This window comes from Streptomyces sp. NPDC023527, from assembly GCF_055560115.1.
In genome coordinates, this window is record NZ_JBVHJJ010000005.1 from 422,852 (window position 1) to 443,161 (window position 20,310).

The window sequence follows — 20,310 nt, forward strand, 5'->3', positions numbered from 1 at the left end:
CTCAGTGCTCCCTGACCAGTTCGGCGTACGGGCCGCCCGCCGCGGCCAGGTGCTCGTGCCGGCCGCGTTCGACGACCGTGCCCCGGTCGAGGACGACGATCTCGTCGCTGTCGCGGACCGTGCTCAGCCGGTGGGCGATGACGACGCAGGCGCAGCCGCGGCGGCGCAGGTTGTCGATGACGATCTGCTCGGTCGCCGCGTCCAGGGCGCTGGTGACCTCGTCGAGGACCATGACGCTGGGGCGGCGCACCAGCGCCCGGGCGATCTCCAGGCGCTGGCGCTGGCCGCCGGAGAAGTTGCGGCCGTCCTGCTCGACGCGGCTGTGGACACCGCCGGGGCGGCGGGCGACCACGTCGTACACGGCGGCGTCCTGGAGGGCGGCGACGACGTCCTCGTCGGGTATGGAGGGGTCCCACAGCGCGACGTTGTCGCGGACGGTGCCCTCGAAGAGGAAGACGTCCTGGTCGACGAAGGAGACGGAGGCGGCGAGCGCGCCGCGCGGGATGTCCTCCAGCCGCATCCCGTCGATGCGGATGGCGCCTTCCCAGGGTGCGTAGAGGCCGGATATCAGCCGGGAGACGGTGGACTTGCCGCTGCCGGAGCCGCCGACGAGCGCGACCTGCTGCCCGGGGCCGACGGACAGCGAGAAGTCCTTGAGGAGCGGGGCGTCCAAGGGGTTGTAGCCGAAGGTGACGTGGTCCAGCTCGACATGGCCCCTGAGGCGGCGGGTGCCCGCGGCGGGTTCGGGCCGTGCGTAGAGCGGGTCGACGGGGAAGTTCTCGACGTCCTTGAGGCGGGCGACGTCGGCGGCGAAGTCCTGGATCCGCCCGGCCACGCCGTTGAGGCGGGTGATCGGCGCGGTGAAGCTGGTCACCAGGGCCTGGAAGGCGACGAGCAGACCGACCGAGAGGTGCCCCTCCACCGCCCGCAGGCCGCCGATCATCAGGATCAGCGCGCTGTTGACCGCGGCCAGCGTGGGCGCGACGACCGCCAGCCACGCGCTGGGCACGCCGAGCCGCTGCTGTACGTCGAGGGTGACCGCGTGCTGTCCGGCCCAGCGCCGGAAGAAGCCGTTCTCCGCGCCGGTGGCCTTCATCGTCTCGATGAGCTGGAGGCCGCTGTAGGCGGTGTTGGTGAGCCGGGCGTTCTCGGCGCGCAGCTTCTGGGTGCCGGTGGCCCGTACGCGGATCGTGATCCGCATGGCGACCACGTTGAGCAGGGCGATGCCGATCCCGACGACCGTCAGCTGCGGGTCGTACGTCCACAGCAGCACCGCGTAGAGGACCACGACCACCGCGTCCACGCCGGCGGCGGCGAGGTCCCTGGCGAGGGTCTCGGCGACCGCGTCGTTGGACTGCAGGCGCTGGACGAGGTCGGCGGGGTTGCGCTGGGCGAAGAAGGTGACCGGGAGCCTGAGCAGGTGGCGCAGGAAGCGGGCGCTGCCCAGGGTGGAGGAGATGACGCGCCCGCGCAGCAGGTTGGCCTGCTGCACGGCGGTGAGCGTCGCGGTGAGCACCAGGGTGGCCGCCATCGACGCGAAGAGCACACCCAGCAGGGACGTCTGTTCACCGATCAGGAACATGTCGATGTACGTACGGCTCAGCGCGGGCACCGCCGCGCCGACGGCCACCAGCAGGAGGCTGGAGAGCACGGCGGCGAGCATGGTGCCCGACGTGCCACGCAGGCGGGCGGGCATGGCGCCCATGACGCCCGGCTTGCGGCCGGTGCGGCGGAAGCCCGCGTCGGGCTCGAAGGTGAGCACGACGCCGGTGAAGCTGGTGTCGAACTCGTCCATGGGGACGAACCTGCGGCCCTTGGCCGGGTCGTTGATGTACACGCCCCGGCGGCCGAGGCGGCGGCCCGTGCCGTCGTAGACGACGTAGTGGTTGAACTCCCAGAAGAGGACGGCCGGGGCGCGCACCTCGGCGAGCGCGGCCAGGTCCATCTGCATGCCCTTGGCCTTCAGCCCGTAACTCCGGGCGGCCTTGAGGAGGTTGCTGGCGCGGGAGCCGTCGCGGGAGACGCCGCAGGCGATGCGCAGCTCTTCCAGGGCGACGTGGCGGCCGTAGTGGCCGAGCACCATGGCCAGCGCGGCGGCGCCGCACTCCACGGCCTCCATCTGCAGCACGGTGCGGGTGCGGACGGTCCGCGGCGTCCTGCCGCGCGGCGCGGACCCGCGGCGCGTCGTGTCGGGGCGGCGGCGGCGCGCGCCGCCCTGGGGCGCGGGGCGGCGGCGGCCGGCAGGGGGGAGCTGGGTGGTGGGTCGCTGCGACGTGGTCACGGAAGCAGCCAATCGACGGGGTGCTGTGCGGAGAGGTGGACGGCTCCGGTGACGGGCGTGGTGGAGTCGACGGCGTACGGAGGGCCGTCCGCGGAGGACCAGCGGTAGCCGGACCTGGTCGTGGCGGAGCGCTCCAGTTGTACGAGCACCGCGACGGGGTCGCCCTGCCGGGAGAACTGCGCGGCGAGCCGGCTGTCCCCGAGGAAGCCGGCGATCTGCGCCTGCGTCTGGGGGGCGCGGCCGACCGCCTTGACGCGGCCGCGCAGCAGGCCGAACCGCTGCTGGGGTACGGACTGGACGTTCAGGTCGACCGAGGCGCCCACGGGGATCGTCCCGCCGCTCCCGCCGGGCACGTACAACATGGCCACCAGCGGGTCGTCGGGATCGTTCACGCGTTCCACGGTCGCCACGTCCGCGCCGGTCGTGACGACCGAACCCATCTTGGCCACCAGGGCCGTCACCCGTCCCCCGGCCACCGTGCGCACCATCCGCGCGCCCCTGTCACCGGTGACCTCCAGCAGGGGCGCGCCCGGGGGCAGCAGCCGGCCCTCCTCGGCGAGGACCTTGGTGACCTGTCCCGCGTACGGCGTCTGCAGCATGTAACTGCCGTCGGCGTGGGTGAGGATGCCGGGCGCGTTCAGCTTGGAGGACACGGATCCGGTGAATGCCCAGAAGCTCGCGGCGGCCATGACGACCACCGTGACGGCCAGGACGAGTCGGCCCTGGGGGCGGGCGAAACGTACGGGCAAGTCGAGTTCTTCGGGCGATTGCAGCTTGGAAAGCGCCTTTTGGCGGAACTGCACGAACTATTCCTTCGACTGCATTCGTGACGCGGGGGCTGAATTGCGAAGCGGAAGCCCGTCGGACGCCATCCCATGGGCCTTGAGGTCTACGTGCCCGCAGGTCCGCGGGCAGCCATGAACCCCGGAACAAGGGGGGAGTTCCGGGGTTCCGGGGTTCATGGAATCGTCAGGCTCAGAGGCCGGCGACACCGGCGTGCACGCCGGCGATGCCGGTGACCTGGCCGGCGAGGCCGGTGGCCTGACCCGGAACGGCGTGCACGGCGTGGATCGTCTGCAGACCGTCGACGATGTTGTGAACGTCGCCGGTCACGGCGCCGAGGAGGCCACCGGAGACGGCGACACCGCCGGAAACGGCGTCCAGCTCGGTGTCGGCGATCTCACGGGTCTCGAGGTCGTTACGCATTTTGCGCACCCTTCATTTGTCTGACTGATTATCAATGATGTGGGTCGGCCCATGCCAAAACGGGCCAACCACCACCGCGGCACCCCGATCGAAATCGGCCCCCGTTTCTCGGAACTTGCCGCGATGCCGCAGATGAAAGCACGCGAACGGGTGGCGCGGCCAACCGGATTGGTCGCGGAGGGCGCACGAAACGGCCTGACAATCGACTGGCTTTCAGGTTTCTCCGCCGAACCATCACAACTTCTTCACAAGACCGAGTAACAGATATGAGGGGTGTCCCGCGCTCCCGGAACATAAATGGACACACGATCATGAAGCGCGTGGGGGCATATCCGGCATGTCGCGGAACGGTGAACGGGGCGGTGACGTCGCCACCGACACATGTGAAGATTTCCTGAGGTGACCGGCGGTAACGGGTGCACCACGTCAGGTGCCGGTCAGGTGTTGCGGTGACCCGGGGGATCAGACGTCCCGGTGCCCCGTGAAGAAGTCCCGCACCCGGCGTCGCGCCCGGCGGTCCGCGGGGTAGTCGTCGTCGCCCGTCTCGTCGTCCGGGCCCTGGAGGACCGTCCAGCTGACGGCGGAGACGGACGGCTCCAGGGAGAGGCGGCTGACGGCCTCCTCCAGGAGGCTGTCGTCGCGGCGTTCGGTGGTGAGGTCGGCGGCCACCGTCACCTTGCCGGCCGTCTCCGCGTCACGGCTGTGGACCGAGCGCAGGCGGAAACCGGGGCGGACGAGGGCCTGGACCACGAGGGTGCGGACATGCGCCTCCTCGGATTCGGCGCACACGGCCTCGAAGTGGTACTCGGTGGCGACCTCCGCGCCGCCGTGCGGGCCCCGGTCCAGCCCTCGGGCGAGCGGTCGGAGCAGCGTGTTGGCGCCGACCACGCCCACGGTGCCGAGTGCGGCGACCACGTACAAGCCGGTGCCGGCGAGGGCGCCGACCGCCGCGGAACACCACAGGGTGGCGGCCGTGTTGAGGCCGCGTACGCTCAGGCCGTCGCGCATGATGACGCCCGCGCCGAGGAAGCCGATGCCGGAGACGATCTGCGCGGCTACGCGTGAGCCGTCGTAGCCCGCCGTGCTGGTCGCGGCGGCGAAGCCGTACTGCGAGAGCAGGACGAAGAGGGCGGATCCGGCGGCTACCAGCGCGTTCGTGCGCAGGCCCGCCATGCGCGCCCGCCACTGGCGCTCCAGTCCGATGATCGCGCCGAAGCCCAGGCCGGCCGCGATGTTGGCTGCCATGTGCCACTCGTTGACGATGACCACGTTTCACACCCTCCTCATCCGTCTCTCTATCGGCTGCCCGCGGTGGGGGGCTGAACCGCCGGATGTACGAGGGCTTCACCACTTCCGGGTGCGGCGCCGTTCGGGTGGGGTGGGGCTTGGGGGCGGGGCTTGGGTGGGGGGCTTGAGGGGCGGGGGCTGGGGGGGGCTGGGGTGCGGGGTCGGGCGCCGGGCCCTCCGGGGCAGGGTCCCTGGACCGTATATTTACGGTGCCCTCTGCTCTGACGTGCGCGTACCCCGCACTTGGCGCCACAAATACACGGCAGCGTCCAGGGACCCTGCCCCTGCGGGCCCGTCACCCTTCTCGCCGTCGTCCGCCGAACGAGGTGCGCGGCGCCGCACAAGGAGTGCGGGAGCCGGCCTCCACAAGGGCCGCTGACGGCAGGCCGTGGCGGGACACAGCCCGGACGGGACGAGAATCTCATCCATTCGATTGATTCCAGTACAGCCCACGGCCAGGAGTTCGCTCTGACGAGCGGATCGGAAGGGTTTGAGTCGCGCGTGATGCTGGAGAGCACCGTTTCCGCCGCGCCTGCCCGATTGCACGTTTGCCGCTCGCCCCCAAGTCCCCCCGTGAGCCAGCGAGTTGGGGCCTGATCGTTTGACCAAAAGCTGATCACATCGCTATCCATGTGAGGGTCAGACGTCCGAACGGGTCCCAACAGTGGCCCAGTGGTTCAGCGCGACGCACCCCATTCGTGATTCGTGCACGGTGACATGACCCCTCTGCCCACATGGCACTTCCCTGCCGAGTCCTCGTGAAGGAGCCCTTCGGATGTCTTCGATGCGTAGCCGCCTGGCGGCTTTGATGCTGGCCGCCGCGATCGGCGGTGCGGTGCTGGGTCTGGCACCGTCAGCCTCCGCCGATGACCGCCCGTCAGGTGACGGCCTGAGCGACCTGCCGGTGCTGGTGGTTTCCCCGGCTCCAGGAAAGATCACCACGGAGCACAGGATCACCGACACCTACCAGTACAGCCCCACGGCAAGCTCCTCCGCCGACACCTCCAGCTCGGCGCCGTCGGCCCAGAGCCCCGCCTCCCGCCAAGGCGTGTCGACCAACGCCAAGGACACCGTCAGCAGCACTGTGCAGTCTGTCACCAGCGGCGCCTTCAGCACCGTCGGCTCGGCACTGACGTAACAGCGGACGGCGCCCCGGTCGCCTGTCGCCGCGGGCACGCCTCCGCGAGAACGTGCGGGCCCAGTGCCCGAGCCGCACCTCGAGCCCGGGAGGAGTGTCTCGCCTCTCCCCGCTTCACCTCAGCGACGATCACGGGCAATACACACCTGCGGTTGGTCGAACAGGAGATCTCATGGACGAGTCAGCATCACGCACCGCTCACGTCACAAAGCCACGGCTCCGTTCCCGGACACGGCTGTCTTCCAGGTACCTCTTCACGGCACTGACGGCCGCGTTGACCCTGGTGGCCACGGCAACAGCACCAGCCTCGGCCAAGGACCTGGACGCCAGCAGCGGCTATCACAAAGCCGGTGCCGCCTCCACCTGGCATGTGCACTTCTCAGGCCAGGCGAGCGGTCAAAATGGCACCTACACGCTCACAGGCACACTAGAGGGCAGCTGCGATCAAGGCTCAACCCCCATCCATCCCTGGATGGGCCTCCAATACGGCTCAAGCAAGGAATCGTGGAGGAAGGTCGAGGCGAAATGCGACGACAATAGTCGCCTTTCGGTCAACGAATCCGGACCACTCGGCTCCGACGGCAAGCTGTGGGTCCGGGCCGGAGGCTGGGGCGGGGTCTTCGGCGGCTCCTGGGGCTGGGCGGGCTCCCGCATCCTCTTCCTGAACGACTGACGGGCAGCAGATCGGAAGAGGTGGGGCCGCCGGCCCCGGACCCCGGGTGGTCGGCGCAGCTGTGCGCTGACCGTTCCCCGCGGCCGGCGTCGACCTTCGGGTCGACGCCGGCCTGCGGTTCAGCCCGTGTTCACCATCGGCGACCACGTGCCCAGCGTGTCCGCCGTCGTCCCGTCGTAGAGCGACATCTCGCCGTTGGACCAGCGGATCACCACGTCGTCCCGGCGGCCCGTCGTCGAGAAGTCGCCGGCCGTGAGGGCAGAGTCCGTCCAGGAGGGGTTCGGGCCCTGCAGTCGGGTGCCCTTGCCCAGGGTGGTGCCGGTGGTGGCGTAGGAGCCCAGCGAGCCGTCGGACCAGCGGACCAGGAGCTTCGTGCGGTCCTGGCCGGCCGGCTGGGCGGCGGTCAGGGCGGTGGCGTTCCGCCAGTACGAGCCGGCCGCCGCCAGGCTGCGCCCGGTGCCCGGGCCGGAGGAGCTCGCGCCGGAGTAGACGCTGACGCTGCCGTCGACCCAGCGGACGGCCAGGTCGCGCGGCTTGTCGGTGGAGGCGAACCGGCCCGCGGTGATCTGCGTGGCGTACTTCCAGAAGGATCCCGCGGCGCCGAGGGTGTACTCCTTGCCGGAGGAGCCGAGGTCCTCGAAGTAGCTGAGCTTGCCGTTGTCCCAGCGGACCATGAGGTCGGCGCGGCCGGTGCCGCCGAAGTCCCCGGCGGTCACCACCACCGCGCGCTTCCAGAAGCTGTCCGCCTTCGCGAGCTGCTTCTCCGCGCCGAAGCCGCCCCGGCCGTCACCGGGGTAGAGGGTGACCTCGCCGTCGCTCCAGATGGTCAGCAGGTCGTCGTGGCCGTCGCCGGTGAAGTCGCCCGAGGCCAGGTGCTTGGCGTGGCTCCAGGTGGAGGCGGCGCCCGGGAGGCGCGCGCTGTCGGACGGCGGCTGGTAGGCGGCCGGGCGCGCGGGCGTACGGTCGGCCAGGGCGTCCTGGTAGAGGTCCTGGATCTCGCGGCCGAAGACCGGGGAGTAGCTGACCCAGTCGTCGCCGGCGGCGTTGCCGCCGCCGTTCCAGCCGCCGAGGAGGCCGACGATGTCGCCGGTGCGGGCCGCGGCGTCGTAGTGGGCGATCCAGGGGCTGCCGGAGGTCCCGCCGTAGAAGCCGCCGCACTTCATCTGCGTCTGGTGGTAGCCGGCGAGCCGCGTGGTGGGCACGGTGCAGCTGATGGCCTTCACGTCGGGGTTGTACGTGCCGGGGTAGCCGGTGACGGTGACGGTGCTGGTCCAGCGCGGCGTGGGCGTCAGGCGGAACGCGCCGGTCGCGTCCTGGACCTCGGTGCCCTTGGCGTTGGGTCCGACGCGGACGAAGCCGAAGTCCAGGTCGGAGTCGGTGCCCTTGCTGTTCTTGGTGTAGCGCGGGTCGGTGAAGGCCCGCTCCACCGGGAAGACGCCGTACGGCTGGTGCGCCGCGTCCAGGCCCTTGCGGTACTGCGGCACGAAGATCTGCCGCCCGCCGGCCAGGGACTTCGCGCAGTGGCCGGCGGTGAGCAGGAGGTCGCGGCCCGCGCTCTGCACGACGCTCGCGGTGCAGTAGGTGGGCCCGGTCGGCCCGGAGCTGCTGAAGAACGTGCCGACCATCGGTATGCCGTCACCGTACGAGCCCCGCGGCGTCCCGGCGGGCGCCGCCACGGCGGCGAGCCCGCGGGAGCGCGCCGTGAAGGTGCTGTGGCCGCCCCGCTCGACCGGCGTGGCGGCGGCCATCCGCTCGGCCGTCCAGTACTTCTCCGCCGCGCGTGCGGCCGCCGGGCCGGACGACGGTGTGGTGGCGACCGCGGCGGTGGCGGTCGTGCCGCAGGCGGCGAGGGCGAGGGCTATCGCCAGGCCGAGGGTCCGGCGGGGGGTTCTGAAAGAGGACAAGTCGACTCTCTGGGGGTGAGGGAGGGTGCCGCTCGATGGGTCGTGAGCGGTCTGCGCATGCCTATCACAGGGGTGGGCACGGCCTTCTCCACGGATCCCGGAAGAGGTCGTTCCGGTGCTCACGCCGCCCGGTGGTCGTGGTGGATCGGCGTGTGCGCTCCCGTCAGTGGGACGCCCGTGCCGCCGCGGCGGGTGGCCACGATCTCCGCGGCGATGGACAGGGCCGTCTCCTCGGGCGTACGGGCCCCCAGGTCGAGGCCGATCGGCGAACGGAGCCGGGCCAGTTCGCCCTCGCCCAGGCCCGCCTCGCGCAGCCGGCCCAGGCGGTCCTCGTGGGTGCGGCGCGAGCCCATGGCGCCGACGTAGGCGACCGGCAGCCGCAACGCCCGCTCCAGCAGCGGCACGTCGAACTTCGCGTCGTGGGTCAGCACGCACAGCACCGTACGGGCGTCGAGGACCTGGGAGTCCAGATAGCGGTGCGGCCAGTCCACGACGACCTCGTCCGCCTCGGGGAAGCGCCGGGCGGTGGCGAAGACGGGGCGGGCGTCGCAGACCGTGACGTGGTGGCCGAGGAACTTGCCGGCCCGCACCAGCGCCGCGGCGAAGTCGACCGCCCCGAAGACGATCATGCGGGGCGGCGGCTGGCTCGACTCGACCAGCAGCAACACCGGCTCCCCGCACCGCGAGCCGCTCTCCCCCACCTCCACCGTGCCGGTCCGGCCCGCGTCCAGCAGCGCCGCGGCCTCCCGCCCGGCGGTACGGTCCAGCTCCCCGGGACCGCCGAGCGTGCCGGTGCCGGTGCCGTCGGCGCCGATGAGCAGTGCCCGGCCCGGCAGTCCGGCCGGGCCCGTGACGACCCGTACGAGCGCCGCCGTCTCCCCCCGGGCGGCGGCGCCGAGCGCCGCGGCGAGCACGGCGCGGTCCGGGCTGTCGGCGCGTACCGGTGTGACGAGCACGTCGATGGTGCCGCCGCAGGTCAGACCGACGGCGAAGGCGTCCTCGTCCGAATAGCCGAACCGTTCCAGCACGCCCTCGCCGGAATCGCCCTCCAGAGCCGCCCGGCACAGGTCGTAGACCGCGCCCTCGACGCACCCCCCGGAGACGGAGCCGATCACCGTGCCGGCCGCGTCGACGGCCAGCGCGGCGCCGGGCTGCCGGGGGGCGCTGCCCGTCACGGCGACGACGGTCGCGACGGCGAAGTCGCGGCCCTCGTCGCACCAGCGGCGCAACTCCTCGGCGAGGTCCAGCATGACGGTCTCCTCTGCAAGCTACGGAAAGGTTATGCGCACGCCCTATTTGACGCCCAGCCAGTGTTCGATGGGGTGGAGGGCGAAGTAGACGGCGAAGACGGCGGTCAGCAGCCACATGAAGGTGCCGGGCTCGCGCCACTTGCCCTGGGCGGCCTTGATGGCGGTGAAGGCGATGACGCCCGCGCCGACGCCCGCGGTGATGGAGTACGTGAACGGCATCAGCACCACGGTCAGGAAGACCGGGACGGCCACCGCCCGGTCGGCCCAGTCGATGTGCCGGGCGTTGCTCATCATCATCGCGCCGATGACCACGAGCGCCGCGGCGGCGACCTCGCCGGGCACGATGCGGGTGAGCGGGGTGAAGAACAGGCAGGCGGCGAAGAACAGGCCGGTCACCACGGAGGACAGGCCGGTGCGGGCGCCCTCGCCGACGCCGGTCGCCGACTCGATGAAGACGGTCTGGCCCGACGCGCCGGCGACCCCGCCGATCGCGCCGCCCGCGCCGTCGACGAACAGCGCCTTGCTCAGGCCCGGCATCCGCCCCTGGGCGTCGGCGAGCTCCGCCTCGGTGCCGACGCCGATGATGGTGGCCATCGCGTCGAAGAATCCGGCCAGCACCAGCGTGAAGACGATCATTCCCACGCTCATGGCGCCGAGCGAGCCCCAGCCGTCGAAGGCGACGTGCCCGAAGAGGGAGAAGTCCGGCATGGACACCGCGCTGCCCTTGAGCTCGGGCGGGCCGTTCTGCCAGGTCTTCGGCCCGAGGTCGGCGACCGCGTTGACGAGGACCGCCAGGAGCGTGCCGACGACGATGCCGATGAGGATCGCGCCGGGCACCTCGCGGGCCTGGAGCATGAAGACGATCAGCAGGGTGACGCAGAAGATCAGTACGGGCCAGCCGGCGAGTTCGCCGGCCGGGCCGAGGGTGACCGGCCCGCCGCCCGTCGAGGCGTGCACGAATCCGGCCTTGACCAGGCCGATCAGGGCGATGAACATGCCGATGCCCATGGTGATGGCGTGCTTGAGCGCCAGTGGTATCGCGTTCATGATCAGTTCGCGGAGGCCGGTGACGGCCAGCACCACGATCACCAGCCCGTACACCACGCACATCCCCATGGCCTGCGGCCAGGTCATATGGGGTGCCACCTGGGTGGACAGGACACCGGAGACGCCCAGCCCGGCGGCCAGGGCGAGCGGCACCTTGCCGACGAAGCCCATGAGCAGCGTGCAGACGGCCGCCGCCAGCGCGGTGGCGGTGATCAGGCCGGCGTGGCCGAGGGTGTGCTTCTGCACGTCCGGGCCGGACAGGATCAGGGGGTTGAGCAGGAGGATGTAGCACATCGCCATGAAGGTGGTGATGCCGCCGCGCACCTCGCGGGCGAGGGTGGAGCCTCTGTCGCTGATGTGGAAGTACCGGTCGAGCCAGGACCGTCCGGCGGCCGGCCGCGAGCCCGCGCCCGCGTCCTCTGCCGTCGTGGTCGGCTCCACGGATGACTGGGTCATGGTGCCTGCTCCCATGTTCCGGGGATGTGGTTCGGCTGCACGACCCGGGGGACGGCCCGAGACGAAGGGATCACACCACACCGGCGGCTGGGGGGCGCGCCACCGGTGGGTGCTGGTGTGCCGTCAGGTGCCGGTGAGGTGTTCCGGCCGTACCGGTACGCGGCGCAGCGGCAGTCCGGTGGCGGCGCGGATCGCGGCGACGACGGCCGGGGTGGAGGAGAGGGTCGGGGCCTCGCCGACGCCCCGCAGCCCGTACGGGGCGTGCTCATCGGCGAGTTCGAGGACGTCGACGGGGATGGTCGGGGTGTCGAGGATGGTGGGGATGAGGTAGTCGGTGAAGGAGGGGTTGCGCACCCGTCCGTCCGGGCCGACGACGATCTCCTCCATCACGGCCAGCCCGAGGCCCTGGGTGGTGCCGCCCTGTATCTGGCCGACGACGGAGAGGGGGTTGAGGGCCTTCCCGACGTCCTGGGCGCAGGCCAGCTCGACGACCTTGACCAGGCCGAGCTCGGTGTCGACCTCCACGACGGCGCGGTGGGCGGCGAAGGAGTACTGGACATGGCCGTTGCCCTGCCCGGTGACCAGGTCGAACGCCTCGGTGGGGCGGTGCCGCCACTCCAGCTCGATGTCGACGGCCTCGCCTTCGAGCACCTCGGCGAGGCCGACGAGGACCTCGCCGCCGTCGGTGACCACCTTGCCGCCCTCCAGGAGCAGTTCGGCGGTGGCCCACGCCGGGTGGTAGGTGCCGAAGCGCGCCCGGCCCAGCTCCAGGACCTTCTCCCGGACGGCCCGGCAGGTGTGGCGGACGGCGCCGCCGGTGACGTAGGTCTGCCGGGATGCGGAGGTGGAACCCGCCGAGCCCACGCGGGTGTCGGCCGGCTGGATGGTGACCTGGGTGACGCCCAGCTCGGTACGGGCGATCTGGGCGTGGACGGTGACCCCGCCCTGCCCGACCTCGGCCATCGCGGTGTGCACCGTGGCCACCGGCTGCCCGCCGACGACCTCCAGCCGCACCCGGGCCGTGGAGTAGTCGTCGAAGCCCTCGGAGAAGCCGACGTTCTTTATCCCCACGGCGTAGCCGACGCCGCGCACGACGCCTTCGCCGTGGGTGGTGTTCGACAGCCCGCCAGGCAGGGCGCGGACGTCGGGGGCGCCGCCCGCGCTCTCCCACTGCCGCTCGGGCGGCAGCGGCATCGCCTTGACCCTGCGCAGGAGTTCGGCGACGGGCGCGGGCGAGTCGACGACCTGGCCGGTCGGCATGACCGCGCCCTGCTCCATGGCGTTGAGCCGCCGGAACTCCACCGGGTCCAGGCCCAGTTCGGCGGCGACCTTGTCCATCTGCGCCTCGTAGGCGAAGCACGCCTGCACGGCGCCGAAGCCGCGCATCGCGCCGCAGGGCGGGTTGTTGGTGTAGAGGGCGAGGGCCTCGATGTCGACGTGGTCGACGACGTACGGGCCGGCGGAGAGCGAGGCGGCGTTGCCGACGACCGCCGGGGAGGACGAGGCGTACGCGCCGCCGTCCAGAACGATGCGGCACGTCATGTGGGTGAGCCGGCCGTCGCGGGTGGCGCCGTGCTCGTAGTGGAGCGTGGCGGGGTGGCGGTGGACGTGGCCGAAGAACGACTCGAAGCGGTTGTAGACGATCTTCACGGGCTTGCCGGTGCGCAGCGCGAGCAGGCAGGCGTGGGCCTGCATCGACAGGTCCTCGCGGCCGCCGAAGGCACCGCCGACGCCGGAGAGCGTCATGCGGACCTTGTCCTCGGGCAGGCCGAGGACCGGTGCGATCTGGCGCAGGTCGGCGTGCAGCCACTGGGTGGCGATGTAGAGGTCGACGCCGCCGTCCTCGGCGGGCACCGCGAGCCCCGACTCGGGACCGAGGAACGCCTGGTCCTGCATGCCCACTTCGTAGTCGCCGGTGACGATCACATCGGCCCGGGCCCGGGCGGCGGTGACGTCGCCGCGGTGGATCGGCTGCCGGTGGACGATGTTGGGGTGGGGCACATGGCCGGAATGGCCATCGGCGCGGCCGGGGTGGAGGACGGGCGCGTCGGGAGCGGTGGCGGTGGCCTCGTCGGTGACGACGGGCAGTTGCTCGTACGCCACCTTGATCTTCGCGGCGGCGCGGCGGGCGGTCTCGGGGTGGTCGGCGGCGACGAGGGCCACCGGCTCGCCGTGGTAGCGGACCACGCCGTCGGCGAGGACGGGCGTGTCCTGGATCTCCAGGCCGTAGCGGGTCGCGGCGGGGAGGTCGTCGTAGGTCATGACGGTGTGGACGCCGGCCGTGGCGAGCGCCTCGGCGATGTCGACGGAGACGATCCGGGCGTGGGCGTACGGGCTGCGGAGCGTGAAGCCCCACAGCATGTCCTCGTGCCACAGGTCCGAGGCGTAGGCGAACTCGCCGGTGACCTTCAGGGTGCCGTCGGGGCGCAGGGTGGACTCGCCGATGCCGCCCTTGGTGCGGCTGGACTGGGTGAGGCCGGTGGGGACGCGCGCGGTGCCCATGGTCAGACCGCCCCTTCGGCACGGGCGGCCGCCAGGCGTACCGCGTCGAGGATCTTCTCGTAGCCCGTACAGCGGCACAGATTGCCGGAGAGGGCCTCGCGGATGTCCGCGTCGGAGGGTTCGGCGTTGCGCTCCAGCAGCTCGTCGGCGGCGACCAGCAGGCCGGGGGTGCAGAAGCCGCACTGCACGGCACCGGCGTCGATGAACGCCTGCTGGACCGGGGAGAGTTCGGGGCCGTCCGGGGCGTCGTGCGGGTCGGGCCGCCAGCTCCGGGCCGCGTCCGGGTCCGTACGGGCGGCGGCGCCGCCGGCGCGCTGTCCGGCGAAGTCGGCCAGACCCTCGACGGTGACCACCTCGCGGCCCTCGACCTGGCCGGCGGCGACCAGACAGGCGCACACCGGGTCGCCGTCGAGGCGGACCGTGCAGGAGCCGCACTCGCCCTGCTCACAGGCGTTCTTCGAGCCCGGCAGGCCCAGCCGCTCGCGCAGCACGTACAGCAGGCTCTCGCCTTCCCAGACGTCGTCGGCCTCCTGCGGGCGGCCGTTGACCGTGAAGTTCACGCGCATCGGGTGTTCCTCTCGCTCCCACGGTACGCGTCCCAGGTCCAGCCGAGCGTGCGGCGGGCCATGACGGCCACCGCGTGCCGGCGGTACCGGGCGCTGCCCCGTACGTCGTCGATGGGGTTGCAGGCGGCGGCGGCGAGCTCGGCGAACTGCCGGGCGAGCGAGGGCGCGAGGGGCCGTCCGGAGTCCCAGAAGCCGCCCTCCTCCAGCGCGGCGTTCAGGAAGTCCTCCGCCGTGCGGGCCCGTACGGGGGTGGGCGCGGCGGAGCCGATTCCGGTGCGCACCGTGCGGGTGGACGGGTGGAGGGCGAGGCCGAAGGCGCAGACGGCGATGACCATGGCGTTGCGGGTGCCGACCTTGGAGAACTGCTGCGGCCCGTCGGCCTTGCGGATGCGGACGGCCCTGATGAGCTCGTCCGGCTCCAGGGCGTTGCGCTTGACGCCGGTGTAGAACTCCTCGACGGGGATCAGCCGGGTGCCGCGCACCGATTCGGCCTCGACCTCGGCGCCGGCGGCCAGCAGCGCCGGGTGGGAGTCGCCGGCCGGGGAGGCCGCCCCGAGGTTGCCGCCGACGCTGCCGCGGTTGCGGATCTGCGGCGAGCCGACGGTGTGCGCGGCCAGCGCCAGGCCGGGCAGCGGGGCGCGGAGGTGTTCCATGATCCGGGTGTACGGGACGGAGGCGCCGAGGCGGACGTCGCGCTCGCCGACCTCCCATTCGTACAAATCGCCGATGCGATTCAGGTCCAGCAGGTACTCCGGACGGCGGTGGTCGAAATTGATCTCGACCATCACGTCCGTGCCACCCGCGATGGGCACGGCCGTCGGGTGCTCGGCCTTCGCGGCCAGAGCCTCCGCCCAGGTGCCGGGGCGCAGGAAGTCCATGGATCTTCTCTTCTCGATCGGTCGCGCGAGGCGGTTCGAGGGGGTGCCGGCCGGGCTGTTCATGTCCTGTTCACAGGGGGTGAGGCCAGTAGACCGAGGCCCGGGCGCCCGGGTGCAGTCACCGAAACCATGAAGCGGTTGGCTGCCCATGGCACCCGTCTTGTAGATTCGAACGAAAGGCGGGGTTCAGAAACCTCACCGCATTCCACTGGCAACACAACAGATCGGCGGCGACCCACGATGCGGCTGCGCGCACTCCTGGAGACCGAGGCGCTGGGCCTCCGACTGCTGGGCGGCGAGGACGAACTGGACCGCACCGTGCGCGGCGTGATGACCACCGACCTGCGCGACCCGAGCCGCTATCTGTCCGGCGGGGAGCTGGTGCTCACCGGTCTCGCGTGGCGGCGGGAGCCGCAGGACTCCGAGCGGTTCGTGCGCATCCTGGCCGGCGCCGGGGTGGCGGGGCTGGCGGCGGGCGAGGCGGAGATGCGCTCGATCCCGGACGACCTGGTACAGGCGTGCGCCCGGCACCGGCTGCCGCTGTTCTCCGTCGTCGAGGACGTCTCCTTCGCCTCCATCACCGAGCACGTGGTGCGGCAGGTCTCCGGCGAGCGGGCCGGGGACCTGGCGGCGGTCGTGGACCGGCACCGGCGGCTGATGACCTCGGGCCCGGCGGGCGGCGGCCCGGAGGTCGTCCTGGACCTGCTCGGCTCCGACCTGGACCTGCGGGCCTGGGTGCTCTCCCCCACCGGCCGCCCGATCGCCGGCTCCTCGCTGGCGGGCGCCGGGCCCGAGCTGCCGTCGGCGGTGGCCGCCACGCTCGCGGGCGAGCACCTGGCCGCCTCCCGCACCGGCCGGCGCGGCCCCCACCGGGTGACCGCGGGGACGGGCACGTACTCCCTCTTCCCCATCGGCGGGGCCGGCCGCGGCGCCGCCCGGGACGTCCGCGAGACGGTCCTGTCGGACTGGCTGCTGGCCGTCGAGGCGGACGCCGGGGACTGGCCGGCGGAGCGGCTCGACCTGCTGGACGGCGTCACCCAGCTGATCGCCGTCGAGCGGGACCGGCGCGACGCGGCCCGTACGGTACGGCGCCGGCTCGCCCAGGAGGTCCTCGAACTGGTCCAGGGCGGCGCGGCCCCGGCCGAGATCGCGGCGCGGCTGCGGGTGGCCGCGCCCGTGCTGCTGCCGGGCCTGGGCACGGCCCCGCACTGGCAGGTCGTCGTGGCCCGCGTGGAGTGGGACGGCGGCGACATCCCCGGCGGGCCGGTGGCACAGGCGCTGCTGGAGGAGATCCTCGTCGACCCGGCGGCGGCCGGGGCCGAGCCGTCCGACCGGATCGCCGTCGCCCACATCGGTGACGAGGCGGTGGCCCTGGTGCCGCTGCCGGCCGTGTCCGCACGGGCGGAGGGACCGGAGGGGGATCCGGAGAGCGCGGAGCAGACGCCCGCCCCCGGCCTGCACGCGGACACCCTCCTGACGGCCGTCCGTGAGCCGCTGTCCCGGGGCCTGGCCGACGACGGGCGGCTCACGCTCGGCGTCAGCGCCGCCGTGCACTCGGCGGAGGGGCTGCGCGGCGCCCTGGAGGAGGCCCGCCACGCCCGCCGGGTGGCGGCCGCACGCCCCGGGCGCGTCTGTGCAGCGGGCCACCAGGAGCTGGCCTCGCACGTCCTGCTGCTGCCGTTCGTGCCCGACGACGTGCGCCGCGCCTTCACCGCCCGCCTCCTGGACCCGCTGCGCGACTACGACCGCCGCCACCGCGCCGAGCTCATCCCGACGCTGGAGGCCTTCCTCGACTGCGACGGCTCCTGGACGCGGTGCGCGACGCGGCTGCATCTGCATGTGAACACCCTGCGCTACCGGGTGGGCAGGATCGAGCAGCTGACGGGCCGTGACCTGTCGCGTCTGGAGGACAAGCTCGACTTCTTCCTCGCCCTGCGGATGAGCTGACCCCCTGGGCACGCGCAGTCGTCCACATATGAGCGGTCTCGCGCTCAAGCCGGCCGCTCTTGGGTAATCTGCGTCCACCAATGGGGGTCGCAGGTCACGGGGGTCGGACACGCTCCTCGTGCGCGGGGGTCCGGGCAGGGCGGAGCCATGATTGTGAATCGGTTCACACCTGACCCTTGGCCCCGCCCGTGTCTTCGTGCTGAGATTCGGGTCACGGCTTCCAGCTCGACGGCGCGCTTGGGGAGGGCACTGTGGCGGATACCGCCATGCGGAATTCCGGGTTGTCGGAGGAGCCACGAGGACCACAGGGGCCGCAAGGACCGGACCCGCACGGAGACGATCCACTGGAACGAGCCGTCTGGCGGCTGCGGTCGCGCGCCTGCTGGAACGACGCGGCCGCGCTGCTCGCGCCGCGCGCCGCAGGCGAGGCGGGCCCCGCGCTGCGGCGGACGGCGGTGCTGATCGAGCAGTGCGTGTTCACGGCGCAGGGCTGGCGGGCGGCCGAGGACGCGCTGCGGTCGGCGGAGGCGCTCGCCACGGACGACGAGGAGCGCGGGGCCGCGGCCTGCGAGCGGGGTCACCTCGCCTACGCGTCCACTCTTTTGGGCGTACGCGACCGGGCCGACGAGGCCCGCTCCGCGCTCGGCCGGGCCGCGGCGCTGCTGGCTCCCGGCTCGCCGACCCGTCCGCTGCTGAACTTCCGGCGGGGCCTGATCGCCCAGCACCTGTCCGACAACCCCTCGGACGCCACGGCCGCCTTCCAGCGCGCCCACGCCGGGGCGACGGCGCACGGCCAGCGGCTGCTGCTCTCCTTCACCTGGCGGCATGTGGCGGCCATGGCCGAGCACGACGGCAAGCTCACCGAGGCCCGGCACGGCTTCGCGGAGTCCCTGCGCATAAGGGAGGAACTGGGCTATCTCGTGGGCATCGCCCCGGCCCTGGCCTCGCTCGCCGCGGTGCTGCCGGACGAGCGCGAGGCGGCCCGGCTGAAGGCCGAGGCCGGCCGGCTGGTCCGGCTCCTGGGCGGCGTCCCCGCCTGGCTGGCCGACCGACTCCCGCCGGCGGCCGCGCCGGAGTGACCGGAGGCGTGCGCGGTTGCGCCGGAGGAGCGTGAAGCGTCCGGCTGACGGCCGAGGCCATGCGGCTGACCGGTGGCATGGGGCGCGGCAAGGTGCCCGACGAGGGCTCCGTGCCGGAGAAGGGCGACCGCGTCCGCGGTTCGGCCCGGCTCCCGGGCGGCGCTCCCGGCCGAGCGGCTTCCGGCGGCCGTGCCGGGTAAGGGTGGGCGCGCCGAGGTAGGGGCGGGCGTGCCGCAGTAAGGGCGGGCGTGCCGAGAGCCCGTTCGCCCGCCCAGTCCGCCGTTCGGCTCAGTCCGCCTTCGTACCCGTGAAGTGACCGGTCACCAGGGCCTCGACGGTCCGCAGGTCACGGGCGGTCAGGGCGTCCAGCAGGGCGGTGTGTTCGGCCGCGTCGGCGAGGAGTTCGGCGGCGCCGGCCACGGGCGCCCGGTCCGCGGGCCACTGGGCGCGGCGGTGGAGTTCGTCGGCGACCATGACCAGTTGGCGGTTGCCGGCGAGGCCGAGCAGCGCGCGGTGGAAGGCCCGGTCGGCCTCGGCGTACAGCGCGCGGTCACCGGTCGCCGCGGCGGCGGTCGCGGCCTCGGCGTACGGGCGCAGCTCGGTCCAGCGCGCCGCCGGGAGCGTGCGGGCGAGGCGCAGCACGGCGGGGACCTCGATGAGGGCGCGCACCTCGGCGAGCTCGGCGAGGTCGCGGGTGGTGCGGCGGGTGACGCGGAAGCCGCGGTTGGGGACGACCTCGACGGCGCCTTCGAGGGCGAGCTGCTGCATCGCCTCGCGCACGGGTGTGGCGGAGACGCCGAACCGCTCGCCGAGCGCGGGGCCGGAGTAGACCTCGCCGGGCACGAGCTCGCCGCTCAGCAGGGCCTTGCGCAGGGCGTCGAGCACCTGGCCGCGTACGGAGTAGCGCTGGGGCATCCGGCGCGCGGGGGCCGGCGCGGCGTACGCGCGCTCGCTGTGGACGTGCTCGCCGCGGACCTGCTCGCCGTGCGCGCCCGGCGTGGCCTGCGCGGGCACGCCGGTGCCGAGCCGCGGTGCCTCGGTATGGGGTCTGCCCTGCTCCATTGGGGTCCTCCTGTGTCCATCCGAACCATAGGCGCCCGTTCTGACAGTTCAAACCCCGATCAATTCCGGTAAGGTAAGGCTTACCTGTAAATGATCGCGATTCGGTGGTCCTCGCATGGCCCTGGCCCCGGCTGCCTCGCCCTCGCACAGTGTTCTCCCCTCCGCCGCACCCTCCCGCGTCGCCGCCGCCTTCGCCGACGCGTACGCCCGGCTGGCCGAGGTCCTCCCCTCGCCGGCCGTCGTCGTCGAGCCGCCGCGCCACGGCGAGGGCTGGGTGGGCGCGACCGGGCTCGCGGCGGGCGGCGCGGAGCTCGACGCCTTTCTCGCCCGGGACGACGAGCAGATCCTGGGCGACTACGGGCAGCGGGCCCGCCCGGACGTCATCGCGAGCATCGGGCTGCACCGCTACGCCTGGCCGGCCTGCCTGCTGATCACCGTTCCCTGGTTCCTGAGCCGCCGGGTGCCGCGGCTGCCCGTGGACGCGGTGTCGTACCACCGCGTCCAGGGCCTGCTGACGGCCCGGATCGAGGAGTTCGCGTGCCTGCCGGGCGACCCGGCGGCGACGCTGCCGGGAGCGGTGGTCGTGGCGGACGAGGAGGCGCTGCGCGCGCGGGTGCGGGAGGCGGTGGCCGAGCACCTCGGGCCGGTGCTGGCCGGCTTCCGGCCTCGGATGCGGCGCGGACCGCGGGCGCTGTGGGGCATGGCGACGGACGAGACCGTCGAGGGCCTGTGGCATGTGGCGGGCCTGCTGGGGGAGGAGGCGGGGGTGAGGCGGGAGTTGGAGCTGTTGCTGCCGGGCGCCACATCCCCGTATGTCGGCGGTGCCGGGTTCCGCGTGCTGACCGGACCGGCGGGCGAGTCCCTGCCGACCCGCGACCGGGCCGGCTGCTGCCTCTTCTACACCGTCCGCCCCGAGGACACCTGCCTCACCTGCCCCCGCACATGCGATGCGGATCGCGTCCGGCGACTGTCCGCAAGCTGAATCGACCCACACCACCCGATCGTGTGATTACAGGGGAACGCAATTCCCTTTT

Annotated in this window: 17 protein-coding genes; 6 read left to right on the forward strand and 11 right to left on the reverse strand. The window is 72.8% G+C overall.

The window, feature by feature from the left end; all coding sequences use genetic code 11:
• Position 1: 1 nt before the first annotated feature.
• From ACZ303_RS12985 to ACZ303_RS12995, 3 genes are all read right to left on the reverse strand, one after another.
• Positions 2-2,281 (reverse strand): NHLP family bacteriocin export ABC transporter peptidase/permease/ATPase subunit, encoded by a 2,280-nt coding sequence (locus ACZ303_RS12985; RefSeq protein WP_467338128.1) that lies wholly within the window; start codon positions 2,279-2,281, stop codon positions 2-4.
• A complete protein-coding gene (locus tag ACZ303_RS12990) occupies positions 2,278-3,084 on the reverse strand; it encodes a hypothetical protein (RefSeq protein WP_467338130.1) in 807 nt (268 codons plus the stop codon). Before ACZ303_RS12990 ends, ACZ303_RS12985 begins: the two co-directional genes overlap by 4 nt.
• Before the next feature lie 172 nt (positions 3,085-3,256).
• Positions 3,257-3,487: a hypothetical protein gene (locus tag ACZ303_RS12995; protein ID WP_467338132.1), complete on the reverse strand. Its 231-nt coding sequence runs from the start codon at positions 3,485-3,487 to the stop codon at positions 3,257-3,259.
• Positions 3,488-3,538: 51 nt separating this feature from the next.
• Here ACZ303_RS12995 and ACZ303_RS13000 point away from each other — a divergent pair, with 51 nt between their 5' ends.
• Positions 3,539-3,748, forward strand: coding sequence for a hypothetical protein (locus ACZ303_RS13000; protein WP_467338134.1), 210 nt, complete (start codon positions 3,539-3,541; stop codon positions 3,746-3,748).
• Positions 3,749-3,949: 201 nt separating this feature from the next.
• On the opposite strand, the gene ACZ303_RS13005 is transcribed toward ACZ303_RS13000, so the two are convergent.
• A complete protein-coding gene (locus ACZ303_RS13005; RefSeq protein ID WP_467338136.1) occupies positions 3,950-4,756 on the reverse strand; it encodes an MgtC/SapB family protein in 807 nt (268 codons plus the stop codon).
• Positions 4,757-5,549: 793 nt separating this feature from the next.
• Between ACZ303_RS13005 and ACZ303_RS13010 the strand changes: the two genes are divergently transcribed.
• Complete coding sequence (locus ACZ303_RS13010; RefSeq protein ID WP_467338138.1) at positions 5,550-5,912, forward strand: hypothetical protein; 363 nt, start codon at positions 5,550-5,552, stop codon at positions 5,910-5,912.
• A 172-nt stretch (positions 5,913-6,084) separates the two neighbouring features.
• On the forward strand, positions 6,085-6,585 hold the full coding sequence (locus tag ACZ303_RS13015) for a hypothetical protein (RefSeq protein ID WP_467338140.1): 501 nt from the start codon (positions 6,085-6,087) through the stop codon (positions 6,583-6,585).
• 119 nt (positions 6,586-6,704) lie between these two features.
• Here the strand turns inward: ACZ303_RS13015 and ACZ303_RS13020 are convergent, their stop codons facing one another.
• The 6 genes from ACZ303_RS13020 to ACZ303_RS13045 all read right to left on the reverse strand — a co-directional run bounded on the left by ACZ303_RS13020 (position 6,705) and on the right by ACZ303_RS13045 (position 15,188).
• Positions 6,705-8,489, reverse strand: coding sequence for a trypsin-like serine peptidase (locus ACZ303_RS13020; RefSeq protein ID WP_467338142.1), 1,785 nt, complete (start codon positions 8,487-8,489; stop codon positions 6,705-6,707).
• A 119-nt stretch (positions 8,490-8,608) separates the two neighbouring features.
• On the reverse strand, positions 8,609-9,739 hold the full coding sequence (locus ACZ303_RS13025; RefSeq protein WP_467338144.1) for an XdhC family protein: 1,131 nt from the start codon (positions 9,737-9,739) through the stop codon (positions 8,609-8,611).
• Between the two features lie 42 nt (positions 9,740-9,781).
• Complete coding sequence (locus ACZ303_RS13030; RefSeq protein ID WP_467338146.1) at positions 9,782-11,242, reverse strand: NCS2 family permease; 1,461 nt, start codon at positions 11,240-11,242, stop codon at positions 9,782-9,784.
• Between the two features lie 123 nt (positions 11,243-11,365).
• Positions 11,366-13,744, reverse strand: a complete 2,379-nt coding sequence (pucD, locus tag ACZ303_RS13035) for a xanthine dehydrogenase subunit D (protein WP_467338147.1) — start codon at positions 13,742-13,744, stop codon at positions 11,366-11,368.
• A gap of 2 nt (positions 13,745-13,746) precedes the next feature.
• A complete protein-coding gene (locus tag ACZ303_RS13040) occupies positions 13,747-14,310 on the reverse strand; it encodes a (2Fe-2S)-binding protein (RefSeq protein ID WP_467338149.1) in 564 nt (187 codons plus the stop codon).
• Positions 14,301-15,188, reverse strand: coding sequence for an FAD binding domain-containing protein (locus tag ACZ303_RS13045; protein ID WP_467338224.1), 888 nt, complete (start codon positions 15,186-15,188; stop codon positions 14,301-14,303). The genes ACZ303_RS13040 and ACZ303_RS13045 overlap by 10 nt, the downstream gene beginning before the upstream one ends.
• Positions 15,189-15,428: 240 nt before the next feature.
• Here ACZ303_RS13045 and ACZ303_RS13050 point away from each other — a divergent pair, with 240 nt between their 5' ends.
• A complete protein-coding gene (locus ACZ303_RS13050; protein ID WP_467338151.1) occupies positions 15,429-17,135 on the forward strand; it encodes a PucR family transcriptional regulator in 1,707 nt (568 codons plus the stop codon).
• A gap of 266 nt (positions 17,136-17,401) precedes the next feature.
• Positions 17,402-18,214, forward strand: coding sequence for a hypothetical protein (locus ACZ303_RS13055; protein WP_467338225.1), 813 nt, complete (start codon positions 17,402-17,404; stop codon positions 18,212-18,214).
• Positions 18,215-18,502: 288 nt separating this feature from the next.
• On the opposite strand, the gene ACZ303_RS13060 is transcribed toward ACZ303_RS13055, so the two are convergent.
• Entirely contained in the window at positions 18,503-19,276 is a 774-nt protein-coding gene (locus ACZ303_RS13060) for a GntR family transcriptional regulator (protein WP_467338153.1), read from the reverse strand.
• A 115-nt stretch (positions 19,277-19,391) separates the two neighbouring features.
• Between ACZ303_RS13060 and ACZ303_RS13065 the strand changes: the two genes are divergently transcribed.
• Positions 19,392-20,258, forward strand: coding sequence for a (2Fe-2S)-binding protein (locus ACZ303_RS13065; protein ID WP_467338155.1), 867 nt, complete (start codon positions 19,392-19,394; stop codon positions 20,256-20,258).
• Positions 20,259-20,310: the final 52 nt, after the last annotated feature.